The following is an 11,659-nucleotide window of genomic DNA, read 5'->3' on the forward strand; positions in this document are numbered from 1 at the left end:
GGCGCGGACTACAGCCCGCGCTGGCGGACCGCCTCGAACAGGGTCACGCCGGTGGCGACCGAGACGTTGAGGCTTTCGATATCGCCCGGCATCGGGATCTTGACCAGGCCGTCGCAGTGCTCGCGGGTCAAGCGGCGCATGCCGTCGCCTTCGCCACCCAGGACCAGCGCGACGTTGCCCTTCAGGTCGATCGAATACAGCGAGGCTTCGGCTTCGCCGGCCAGGCCGTAGATCCACACGCCAAGCTTCTGGATCTCGCGCAGCGCGCGGGCCAGGTTGGTGACCGCGACCACCGGCAGGCGATCAGCCGCACCGGCGGACGTCTTGCGCACGGTGGCATTCAGGCCGACCGACTTGTCCTTGGGGATCACCACCGCGGTCACGCCGGCGGCGGCGGCACTACGCAGGCAGGCACCCAGGTTGTGCGGGTCCTGCACGCCATCCAGCACCAGCACCAGCGCGCGACCTTGCGCGGCCTCGATCAGGCCGGGCAACTCGGCTTCGTCCCAGGTTTTCGCGGCGGCATAGCGCGCGGCCACGCCCTGGTGGCGCACCTGCCCACCCACGCCGTCCAGCGCCTGGGTGTTGACCTTGCGCACCTCGATGCCCTTGCGGCGTGCGTTCTCCTCGATCTCGGTCAGGCGCGCGTTCTTGCTGCTGCCGTCGATCAGGACTTCACGCACGTTGTCGGCGTCGTTCTCGATGGACGAGGCCACCGCGTTGACACCGACGATCCAGGAATTCTGCTTGCTGCTCATTGCGTCTTCAAAAAGTAAGGGGCTTTGCGGAAAGGACGACGGCGACCTCGGTCGCCGCCATCCTGCATCGGGTGGATCTCAGTATTTCTTCTTCGGGCGCTTGGCCGGGAACGCGCGCGGCGCATCCTCGCCAGCTTCGGCACCGTCCTCGCCACGCTTCTCGACCAGGCGGAAGTCGATCTTGCGTTCTTCCATGCTGGCCTTCATCACCTGCACGGTAGCCGCATCGCCCAGCCGGAATTCGGTGCCACGGCGTTCGCCTGACAGCGTCTTGCGGATCGGGTCGAAGTGGTAATAGTCGTGCGGCAGCTGGGTGACGTGGACCAGGCCATTGACCTTGGACTGGTTCAATTCCACGAACAGACCGAAGCTGGTCACGCCGCTGATCACGCCCTCGAAGATGCCACCGACGTGCTGCTCCATCCACGCAGCGCGGTAACGCTCGTCAACCTCGCGCTCGGCCTCGTCGGCACGGCGCGCACGTTCGGAACACTGCAGCGACAGCGCGGCCATCTGGCGCGGCGAGTACTGGAACTTCTCGGCCTTGCCGCCGGTGAGCGCGTACTTGATCGCGCGGTGCACCAGCAGGTCGGGATAGCGGCGGATCGGCGAGGTGAAGTGCGCGTACGCATCCAACGCCAGGCCGAAGTGACCCGCGTTGTCCGGCGTGTACACCGCCAGGCTCTGGCTGCGCAGCAGCACCGATTCCAGCAGCGCCACATCGGGACGCTGGCGGATCCTCTTCAGCAGCGCAGTGAAATCGCGCGGCTCGACCTTGCTCCAGGCCGGCATCGACAGCTTGAATTCCTTCAGGAATTCCAGCAGGTCGGCGTACTTGGACTCCGGTGGCCGCTCATGCACGCGGTACGGCGCCGGGATGCCCTTCTCCAGCAGGTAGCGCGCAGCCTGCACGTTGGCCGCGATCATGCATTCCTCGATCAGCTTGTGCGCATCGTTGCGCACCTGCATGCCGGCCTGGGTGACTTCGCCACGGTTGTCCAGGACGAAGCGCACTTCGCTGGTCTCGAACTCGATCGCGCCGCGCTTCTCTCTTGCCTTGGACAGCAGGCCGTACAGCTCGTGCAGGCGCTTGACGTGCGGCAGCACGTCCGGGCCGATCTCGGCCTGCGCCTGCGCGTCGTCCTCGCCCACGGCCTTCCAGACCTGGTCGTAGGTCAGGCGCGCGTGCGAACGCATCACTGCCTCGTAGAACTTGGCCGTGCCGATCTCACCGTTCTTGTCCACCTGCATGTCGCAGACGAAGCACATGCGGTCGACCTTCGGATTCAGCGAACAGATGCCGTTGGAGATCGTCTCCGGCAGCATCGGCACCACGAACCCGGGGAAGTACACCGAGGTCGCACGCTTCTGCGCTTCGTCATCCAGCGGCGTGCCGGGACGCACGTAGTGGGACACGTCGGCGATGGCCACCACCAGGCGATAGCCCGAGCGGTTGCTGATGCGCAGGCCCTTGCGGTTGGACTCGCAGTAGACCGCGTCGTCGAAATCCTTGGAGTCGGCGCCGTCGATGGTGACCAGCGGCAGGTCGCGCAGGTCCACGCGGCCGCCGATCATCGACGGCTCGACCGTCAGTGGCACGGCAGTGGCTTCGGCCAGCACCTCCGGCGGGAATTCGTACGGCAGCTCGTGGCCGTGGATGGCGGTTTCCACCACCAGCGACGGGGTCAGCTTGTCGCCCAGCACGGCAATGATCTTGCCGATTGGATCGCGGCGACCGTCCGGTGCATGGGTCAGTTCCAGCACCACCAGCTGGCCGTCGCGCGCATCGCCGCGCGCATCGGGCGGCACCATGATGTTGCGCTGCATGCGCTTGTCGTCGGGCACCACGAAGCTGACGCCGGACTCCATCGCAAAACGACCGATCAGGCGGTTCACGCGGCGCTCCAGCACCTCGACGATGGCGCCTTCGCTGCGGCCACGCCGGTCGACACCAGTGATGCTGGCCAGCACGCGGTCGCCGTGCATGACCTTGCGCATTTCGAACGGCGGCAGGAACAGGTCGTCGCCACCGGCCTCGGCACGCAGGAAGCCGAATCCTTCCGGATTGGCGATCACCACGCCAGCCACAAGATCCATCTGCTCGGCCGGTGCGTAACCGCCACGGCGGTTGAGCAGCAACTGGCCATCGCGGACCATCGCGTTGAGGCGCTTGCCCAGCGCTTCGAAACGATCGGGTGCGGTGAGATCCAGCTTGCCAGCCACTTCCTCGGCGGTCAGCGGACCATCGCTGGCCGACAGCGCGCCCAGGATCACCTCGCGGCTGGCGATGGGCTGCGCATAGCGCTCGGCCTCGCGCGCGGCGTGCGGATCGGTGAAGCCGGCCTGGCCGACGCCCTGTGCTGGCACCACCACGCGCGGCGCGCCGCGACCGCGACGTTCGAACGGACGCGGGCCACCGCTGTTGTCATTGCCGGGGCGTGGTCCTCTGCGACGTGCACCACCATCGGCGGCAGGTTTAGCGCCCTTGCCCGGGCCCTTCGACGGCGCCGCCATCGACTCGGGCATCCATGGTGGCAACTTGGACTTGCCGGCACCCTTCTTGCCACCTGCGCCCTGCGAAGCCTTTTTCGAGGCCGGGGCCTTGTCCGATGGGGGTTTGGGCCCGCCAGTTCCAGTCTTTTTTGTCATGCCTCATGTTACACCCGGACCGGGTTTCCACCTTCGCGCAAACTTCGCGTTGACTTTCCCTGGATCGCACTGCAACATACGCGCCGCCTTGCCCAGATGGCGGAATTGGTAGACGCACTAGCTTCAGGTGCTAGCGGGGGCAACTTCGTGGAGGTTCGAGTCCTCTTCTGGGCACCAAGTCGAAAAAAAACCCGCGCAAGCGGGTCTTTTTTTGCCTGCGATCCGACCATCCCGCATGACCACCGCACCTTCCACACGACTTGAATGGGTGGCAGATCCACGCAGGCAGCGACGACATCGCCGTACCAGCGCACCTCGATCTGCAGTGCGATGCGCATCGCGCGAAAAAGTTTCAAAAAACATTTGACACCCTGCCGTCACATCCGCAGAATGCGCCCCCTGAGTCGCCCGGGTTGGCGGAATTGGTAGACGCACTAGCTTCAGGTGCTAGCGGGGGCAACTCCGTGGAGGTTCGAGTCCTCTCCCGGGCACCATGACTCAGATAAAAAACCCCGCCACAAGCGGGGTTTTTTGTTTTTGCCATCCTCGGCGGGAACTCCCGCGGGCCATCGCTGCGCGACGTCAGAAACTTGCTCCAGGCAGTTTTTGTTGCCGGATGCTCGCCTCCCCACCATCACCGACGCGGTGTTCGCGTGGCCCTGTGCGATAAGGGCCGCCGCTGTCCTTCTCAGGTGTCCGCACTTGGAACCCCAACAGATCCTGTTCCTGGCCATCCTGGCCGTCACCCTGGTCCTGTTCGTCAGCGAGAAGCTGCGCGTGGACCTGGTGGCGATACTGGCGATGCTGGCCCTGGCGCTCACCGGCATCCTCAATCCACGCGAAGTGCTGTCCGGCTTTTCCAGCGAACCGGCGATCATCGTGGCGGCAGTGTTCGTACTGTCTTCGGGACTGACGGCCACCGGCATCACCGACCGGATCGGCCATGCCATCGGCAAGGCAGCCGGCGGCAGCGAATGGCGCACGATCGCGGTGGTGATGCCGGCAACCGCGACGCTGGCGGCGTTCTCGCACCACCTGATGGTGACGGCGATGATGCTGCCGATCCTGATGCGGCTGGCGCGCGAGCAGAAACTGGCCGCCTCGCGCCTGCTCATGCCGATGTCGCTGGCCGCCTCGCTGGGCACCACGCTGACCCTGATCAGCGCACCGGCATTCCTGCTGGCCAACGACCTGCTCAAGCGTTCGGGCCAGGAAGGCCTGGGCCTCTTCGCCATCACGCCCATCGGCGCGGCGCTGGTGCTGATCGGCACGGCCTACATGCTGCTGGGCCGTTGGCTGGTGCCCAAGCGTTCGGGCGAAGCCAGCAGCGAAAGCTTCATGCGCCTGGAGCGCTACTACACCGAACTGGTGGTGGACGAGGACTCGCCGTGGATCGGCAGGACCCACGGCGCGTTCCGCACGCATTTCGACCAACGCCTGCAGGTGGTGGACTGGCTGCGCTACGGCATGCGCCGCCGCAACCAGCACGTGGACAGTCCACTGCAGCGCGGCGACGTGCTACTGGTGCGCGCCTCGCCTGACGAGATCGCCTCGATCAAGGACGAGCCAGGCCTGTCACTGCACGCGGTGGTCAAGTACGGCGAGCAGCCCAGGGACGCGGAAGACCGCAAGACCGACCTGCTGGGCGAGGAACAGCTGGTCCAGGCGGTGGTCGCGCCCAACTCCGAATTCGTCGGCCGCAGCGTGGCCAGCATCGATTTCCTGCATACGCTGGGCGTGGTGGTGGTCGGCCTGTGGCGCAAGCAGGGCTGGCTGCACGGCGAGCTGTCCGAGCTGGTGCTGGAGGAAGGCGACCTGCTGGTGCTGTGGGGCCGGCAACAGACCTTCGGCAAGCTGGCACAACACCATGGCTTCCTGATGCTGATGCCGTTCGAGGCACAGAAGCGCACCCGCCAGCGTGCGCCGCTGGCCCTGGCGATCATGGTTGGCGCGGTGGTCGCTGCCGCGACCGGCTGGCTGAGCCCGCAGATCGCGTTCCTGACCGGCGCGGTGGCGATGGTGGTCACCCGCTGCGTCGGCGTGGAACGTGCCTACGAGGAAATCGACGTACGTATTTTCGTGATGATCGCCGGCGTGATCCCCTTGGGACTGGCGATGGAGAAGACCGGCACCGCGGCATGGTTCGCCGGCATCCTCAGCACACACGCCCAGCACTGGAGTGCGTTGACCCTGCTGCTGGTGATGTTCACCAGCGCCGCACTGCTCACCCAGATCCTGTCCGACGCGGCCACCACGGTGCTGCTGACGCCGATCGCCTTGGCCATGGCCACGGCGCTGGGCGAACCGCCGACGCCGTTCGTCATGTGCATCGCGATGGGCGCGGTGGCCTCGTTCCTGACGCCCATCGGCCACCACGGCAACCTGCTGATCCTCAATCCAGGCCAGTACACGTTTGGCGATTTCCTGCGCGTGGGCGTGCCGCTGACCATGCTGATCGCCCTGACCACGGCCTGGATGGCGCGCTGGCTGTGGATGGGCGGCCCGCTGCTGCCGTTCGGAGCGGGCAATTGATGCGATCGCGGCAAGTGCCGGTGCCACACTAGCGTCCCCACGATTGCCCTGCGTGCCGGCGGCGCGCATCGTCCATGAATCACGACTACCACGTCGGCGACCTGCGGCTGTTCTGCTCGGTCGCCCGGCATTCCAGCTTCATCGGCGCTTCGACCGAGCTGGGGTTTTCCTCGGCCTACATCAGCAAGCGCATCGCCGCGCTGGAGCGCCAGCTCAACGCCAAACTCTTCGACCGCACCACGCGCCAGGTGCGCCTGAGCGAGGCCGGCGAAGCGATCCTGGACTGGGCCCAGCGCATCGTGGCCGCCTCGCGCCACATGGACGACGCGGTGCTGGACGCGCAGACCGCGCCGGCCGGGCGGATCAGCATCGTCACCAGCCCGCGCCTGGCGCGCCGGCGCATCGGCCCGATCGTGCAGGCTTACCGCAAGGCGCATCCGGCGGTGGACGTGTGGCTGGAAGTCACCGACCAGCCCGCGCGCGAACTGGACGAGCGCTACACCATCGACATCCGCATCGGCCCACCGACCGAGAACCACCTGGTCGCCCAGCACCTGTGGCGCGGCCGCCGGATCCTGTGCGCGGCGCCGGATTACCTGCAACGCCGCGGCACGCCCAAGGCCTTGCAGGAACTGGCCCAGCACGACTGCCTGCGCTATCGCGACCGCGAACAGGTGTTCGGCCAGTGGCGCCTGAGCGGCCCGCATGGCGACGAAGTGGTGAAGCTGGACGGCGGCATGGGCTGCAACGCCACCGACGTGGTGGTCGACTGGGCGCTGGCCGGGCTGGGCATCATGCTGATGTCCGACTGGGATATCTGGGGCGAACTGCAGCGCGGGCAGCTGCAGCAGGTGCTGCCGGACTACGCGCAGGACGCCAACATCTGGGCCGTGTGCAGCAGCACCGCCGCCCACACTCCGCGCATCCGCAGCTGTATCGCCTTCATCAAGGCGCAGCTGGTCGAAGGACCGCTGTCGCTGTCGCCCGAATCCGGCTGAAAACAGGCAATTGGCAGGTTCGCGTCAGGAATCGGGCGATTGCTGCCGCGCTGTTGATTCTGTCTTTCCGAACCCGTCGCGAACCTGCGATTCAGCTGTTTTTCCGCATGCCACAATTCACATCGCCGCTGGAACACCGTCAGTTCGACGCTGCGCGGCGCCCTCGCACACAGGAACAAGCCAGGCGTTCCGCGCAAGCGGACACCACGCCCCAGTCGATTGATGCCAAGCGTCCGCTCGCCCCGACCACCGCGTAGCTGCCCGCGCCCTGCCGGCGTGACGCGGATCGAACGACGCAGCACTCGGCATCCGCTCGCCGCCGGGCCGCCCGCACCGGGCTGAGCGCCTCCTTCCGATCCCGATCCTCATCCAGCTCCGCGTTCGCGCGGGGTGACGGCCAGTCTTTGCCTGCACGCACAGCAGGCGCGTCGTCGCGGCACTACTTCAACAAGGAACTCTCGATGGTAAGCAGACGCAATTTCCTGCTGGCCGGCGGCGCCGGACTGGGCGCCGGCGCCACCCTGCTGGCACTCGGCGGCAGCGGCGCGGCGACCGCGGCAACACAACCGGCCACCGCCGCCGCGCTCGATACGTTGGCGCCGGCACCGAGCGCCTTCGTCGCGTTGGCCGACACCCTGTCCGGCCGCATCGGCGTGGACCGGGTGCTGGTCAACCGCACATTCCACAGTCTGTCCAGCGTGCTGCCGGACCTGGACGCCGCCGCCGCGCAGCTGGCCCAGGCGCTGCCGCAGGTGGCCGACATCACCGACCCCGCCGCGCGCCTGGCTGCGCTGGAAACGCGTGGCGCCGCACTCAAGGACCTGTTCCTGCGCATGAACACCGCGCTGTACCTGGGCACGGTCGAAGACAGTCACGGCGATCGCCAGTGCATCAGCTTCGAGACCAGCGCCAGCAACCAGGTCATGGCCGACATCGTGCAGCCGCCCAGCTACTGCACCGGCAGCCCGAACTTCTGGGTCGACGCACCCGCCACCGTTTCGCAGGACGTCCCCGCCCATGTCTGATGCCTCCAAATCCCTGTCGGCCGATGTGGTCATCGTCGGTGCCGGCACTGCGGGCGGCGCAGCTGCGGTCAAGCTGCTGGCCCAGGGCCTGAGCGTGCTGATGCTCGAAGCCGGCGGCCCGCTGGACCAGGCCGAACTGGTCTCCAACTATCGCGCCGGTGCCTACAAGAACAACCACATGGCGCCCTACCCGATGCAGCCGTGGGCGCCGCATCCGAACTTCATCCCGCATGACAACGGCTACCTGATCCAGAAGGGCCCGGCGCCCTACACCGCGCAGTACATCCGCGGCGTCGGCGGCACCACCTGGCATTGGGCCGGCCAGGCCTGGCGTCTGATCCCCAACGACATGCGCCTGCAGTCGCTGTACGGCATCGCCACCGACTGGCCGATCAGCTACGAAGAGCTCGAACCGTTCTACATGGAAGCCGAACGCGAGATGGGCGTGTCCGGCGGCGGCCCGCTGGCCGGTGGCGACTATGGCTCGCCGCGCAGCGCGCCATATCCGATGGACGTGCTGCCGCTTTCGTACGGCTTCGAACGCCTGCGCCAGCGCTACGACAGCCTGGACCTGAAGGTGGTGCCCGGCCCGCAGGCGCGCAACAGCACGGTATACGACAACCGCCCGGCCTGCTGCGGCAACAACAACTGCATGCCGGTCTGCCCGATCGGCGCGCAATACAACGGCAGCATGTCGGTGCGCCGCGCGCAGAAAATGGGCCTGCACCTGGTGCCCAATGCGGTGGTGTTCAAGATCGAGACCGGCGCGGACAACCAGGTCCAGGCGGTCCACTACATCGACCAGCACAAGCAGGTCCACCGCGTCACCGGCAAGCACTTCCTGCTGACCGCCAACGCGATGGAAACGGTCAAGATCCTGCTGATGTCCAAGGACGGGCGTAACCCCAACGGCGTGGCCAACGCCACCGACCAGGTCGGCCGCAATCTGATGGACCACCCGGCCAGCGCCGCTGAATATCTGGCCGACGAGCCGCTGTACCTGGGCCGTGGCCCGATGTGCCCGGGCAGCATCAACAACACCCGCGACGGCGATTTCCGTGGCGAGCGTTCGGCAATCCGCATCGACGTGCACAACGACAACCCGACCCGTTACCTGACCGAGAAGTACGTCACCCAGGGCTATTACGGCAACGAGCTCAACGACAAGATCAAGCACGATGCCGAGCGCTTCGTGCTGCTCAAGTCGATGTTCGAAATGCTGCCCGACCCGGAGAACCGCATCGTCCTGAGCGACCAGAAGGACGCCTGGGGCATCCCGAAGATGGAAGTGCATTACCGCTTCCCGGAATACGTGCACAAGGGCTACGACGTATGCCGCGACCTGTTCGAACAGGCCGTGCGCGCCACCGGCGGCACCCAGGCCAAGTATTCGGACCGCGGCACCTACACCAACAGCCAGCACATCACCGGCACCCTGCGCATGGGCAGCGATCCCAACACCTCGGTGTGCAACAAGCTGGCCCAGGCCCATGACCACAAGAATCTGTTCTTCGGCGGCACCGGCGTGATGCCCACCGCCTCGACAGTGAACTCCACCCTCACCGGCGTGTCGCTGTCGCTGCTGGCAGCCGACAGCATCATCAAGGCGGCCGCATGAGCGCGCCCTCCATGAAACAAGTCCGCTCTCTGCGTTCGGTTCCCATGCGTGCACGGGGACGTGCGCGCACCCGTACCCTGCTGGGGCTGGGCGTGCTGGCCGTGGCGGTGATCGTCGGTACGACGTTTGCCATCACCATCGCCCGACAGTCACAGCTGCACATGCCGACCCAGCAGGTCGGCGTGGACCAGGCGACGCTGGTGCAGCGCGGCGCGTACGTCGCACGCGTGGCCGACTGCGTGGCTTGCCACACCACCGACAAGGACAAGCCCTACGCCGGCGGCGTGGCCTTCGATACGCCGTTCGGCAAGCTGTATTCGACCAACATCACCCAGGACAGGACCGACGGCATCGGCAGCTTCACCGATGAGGAGATCGTCGGCGCAATCCGCAACGGCATTTCCAAGGACGGCCGTCGCCTGTATCCGGCGATGCCGTACACCTCCTACACCGGCATGTCCGATGCGGACGTGACCGCGCTGGTGGCCTACCTGCGCACGATCACGCCGATCCAGCAGGCGCCGCCAGCCAACACGATGGGCTTCCCGTTCAACCAGCGCTGGGCGATGGCGTTCTGGAACGTGCTGAATTTCCATGCCGGCCGGCAGGAAAAGGACCCGGCCAGGAGCGAAGCCTGGAACCGCGGCGCCTACCTGGTGCAGACCATGGAGCACTGCCAGGAGTGCCACACTCCGCGCAACTTCATCCAGGGCCTGTCCGGGCCGACGCTGTCCGGCGGCGACCTGGGCCCGTGGAATGCCTACAACATCACCTCCAGCGTCAACAGCGGCATCGGCGGCTGGAGCGATGCGGACATCGCGGGCTACCTGAAGACCGGCGAAGTCCACGGCAAGGTCAACGCCAATGCCGGCGGCCCGATGGCCGAAGTGGTCGAGAACAGCACCAGCAAGCTCGATGACGCCGACATCGATGCCATGGTCACCTACCTGCGCACCGTGCCGGCCGCCGAGAACAAGGACAACGCGCAACCGCGCTTCGCCAGCGGCAGCGCCTACACCGGCATCGACCACGTGCGTGCGCTGGGCCGCAGCTACGACGCCAGCAGCGACGCGATGGACGGGCAACTACTGTTCAACGCCAACTGCGCCACCTGCCATACCGTCACCGGCAAGGGCGTGGGCGAATATCCGCGCCTGATCGGCAACACGGTGCTGGGCGACAACGACACCCGCAACGTGACCGCGGTGATCCTGCATGGCCTGCATCGCAAGGTCGGCGACCACGAGGTGTTCATGCCGGGCTTCACCGACCTGAGCGATGCACAGGTCGCCACCTTGGGCAACTTCCTGTTCAAGCAGTTCGGCAATGCGCGGACCACGCTGACCGCAGACGACGTCCGCAAGGCGCGCTGATCCGCGCCTTGCTTCCCCACTTTTTCAACCCCCGGAGACATTGATGATCGGACGTATTCTTCTGGCAGGCGCCTTCTCGCTGGCCAGCATCACCGCCGCATCGGCCGCCGAGTCGAAACTCACCCTGCCGGCCAAGCCGCAGCTGACCCTGGCCGCCGCCCAGACCATCGCCGACACCGCCACCAAGTACGCCAGCGCCCAGGGCTGGACCGGCTCGGTCGCCGTGGTCGACGCGGCCGGCTACCCGATCCTGGTCAACAAGATGGACGGCGCGACCGCCGTCAGCGCCGAACTGGCCATACGCAAGGGCAAGACCTCGGCGCTGTTCGGCGTGGCCAGCACCAACATGGAAAAGCGCATCAACGAAGGCGGCCCGGCGCTGCTGGCGCTGGGCGTGACCACCCTGGCCGGCGGCCAGCCAATCATCGTGGACAAGCAGGTGATCGGCGCTGTGGGCGTCAGCACCGCCGTCGGCGCGCACGACGATCCCATCGCCGTGGAAGCCAGCCACGCGCTGGACGGCAAGCTCTAGAACCCGCGCAGGCCGCCACGACGGGCGCCGGACGCGCGTCGTGGCGCCAGGAATTATCCGAAGGCAGGCGCCGCAAACGCCTGCCTTCGGCGTTTCCGGGGCTGGCGGATCGCCCGCTGAAGCAGCCAATTCATGCCAGTCGCGGGCGCTGCGACGGCCGGGCGGCTAAAATCA

The 11,659-nt window shown here is 66.7% G+C and carries 8 protein-coding genes and 2 tRNA genes; 8 read left to right on the forward strand and 2 right to left on the reverse strand.

The genetic code is table 11. From position 1 onward, the window contains the following. Positions 1-8: 8 nt before the first annotated feature. The gene (gene rlmB, locus O8I58_RS05315) at positions 9-758 is read right to left on the reverse strand and encodes a 23S rRNA (guanosine(2251)-2'-O)-methyltransferase RlmB (protein ID WP_298321288.1); all 750 of its coding nucleotides are present in this window, start codon (positions 756-758) and stop codon (positions 9-11) included. A 78-nt stretch (positions 759-836) separates the two neighbouring features. Continuing rightward, on the reverse strand, positions 837-3,407 hold the full coding sequence (rnr, locus tag O8I58_RS05320; RefSeq protein WP_298321290.1) for a ribonuclease R: 2,571 nt from the start codon (positions 3,405-3,407) through the stop codon (positions 837-839). A gap of 90 nt (positions 3,408-3,497) precedes the next feature. On the opposite strand from rnr, the gene O8I58_RS05325 reads away from it, so the two are divergent. From O8I58_RS05325 to O8I58_RS05360, 8 genes are all read left to right on the forward strand, one after another. After that, positions 3,498-3,584: transfer RNA gene (locus O8I58_RS05325), tRNA-Leu, on the forward strand. A 229-nt stretch (positions 3,585-3,813) separates the two neighbouring features. Continuing rightward, positions 3,814-3,901, forward strand: a tRNA-Leu gene (locus O8I58_RS05330). A 208-nt stretch (positions 3,902-4,109) separates the two neighbouring features. After that, complete coding sequence (locus O8I58_RS05335; RefSeq protein ID WP_298321292.1) at positions 4,110-5,939, forward strand: SLC13 family permease; 1,830 nt, start codon at positions 4,110-4,112, stop codon at positions 5,937-5,939. Between the two features lie 74 nt (positions 5,940-6,013). Continuing rightward, positions 6,014-6,937 carry a LysR family transcriptional regulator gene (locus tag O8I58_RS05340; RefSeq protein ID WP_298321294.1) on the forward strand — a complete coding sequence of 308 codons (924 nt, stop codon included), beginning with the start codon at positions 6,014-6,016 and terminating at the stop codon, positions 6,935-6,937. Positions 6,938-7,398: 461 nt separating this feature from the next. Next, complete coding sequence (locus O8I58_RS05345) at positions 7,399-7,962, forward strand: sugar dehydrogenase complex small subunit (protein WP_298321297.1); 564 nt, start codon at positions 7,399-7,401, stop codon at positions 7,960-7,962. Beyond that, the gene (locus tag O8I58_RS05350) at positions 7,955-9,580 is read left to right on the forward strand and encodes a GMC family oxidoreductase (RefSeq protein WP_298321299.1); all 1,626 of its coding nucleotides are present in this window, start codon (positions 7,955-7,957) and stop codon (positions 9,578-9,580) included. Before O8I58_RS05345 ends, O8I58_RS05350 begins: the two co-directional genes overlap by 8 nt. Before the next feature lie 44 nt (positions 9,581-9,624). Continuing rightward, positions 9,625-10,953: a cytochrome c gene (locus O8I58_RS05355; RefSeq protein ID WP_298321301.1), complete on the forward strand. Its 1,329-nt coding sequence runs from the start codon at positions 9,625-9,627 to the stop codon at positions 10,951-10,953. 43 nt (positions 10,954-10,996) lie between these two features. Next, positions 10,997-11,485, forward strand: coding sequence for a GlcG/HbpS family heme-binding protein (locus tag O8I58_RS05360; RefSeq protein ID WP_298321303.1), 489 nt, complete (start codon positions 10,997-10,999; stop codon positions 11,483-11,485). Positions 11,486-11,659: the final 174 nt, after the last annotated feature.

Origin of the sequence: Pseudoxanthomonas sp. (assembly GCF_027498035.1) — a bacterium.
Lineage (GTDB): Bacteria > Pseudomonadota > Gammaproteobacteria > Xanthomonadales > Xanthomonadaceae > Pseudoxanthomonas_A.

What these genes read in the sequence shown, in the direction of transcription:
- rlmB (WP_298321288.1), bottom strand. Translation starts at nt 758, where the DNA reads ATGAGCAGCAAGCAGAATTCCTGGATCGTCGGTGTCAACGCGGTGGCC.
- rnr (WP_298321290.1), bottom strand. Translation starts at nt 3,407, where the DNA reads ATGACAAAAAAGACTGGAACTGGCGGGCCCAAACCCCCATCGGACAAG.
- O8I58_RS05340 (WP_298321294.1), top strand. Translation starts at nt 6,014, where the DNA reads ATGAATCACGACTACCACGTCGGCGACCTGCGGCTGTTCTGCTCGGTC.
- O8I58_RS05345 (WP_298321297.1), top strand. Translation starts at nt 7,399, where the DNA reads ATGGTAAGCAGACGCAATTTCCTGCTGGCCGGCGGCGCCGGACTGGGC.
- O8I58_RS05350 (WP_298321299.1), top strand. Translation starts at nt 7,955, where the DNA reads ATGTCTGATGCCTCCAAATCCCTGTCGGCCGATGTGGTCATCGTCGGT.
- O8I58_RS05355 (WP_298321301.1), top strand. Translation starts at nt 9,625, where the DNA reads ATGCGTGCACGGGGACGTGCGCGCACCCGTACCCTGCTGGGGCTGGGC.
- O8I58_RS05360 (WP_298321303.1), top strand. Translation starts at nt 10,997, where the DNA reads ATGATCGGACGTATTCTTCTGGCAGGCGCCTTCTCGCTGGCCAGCATC.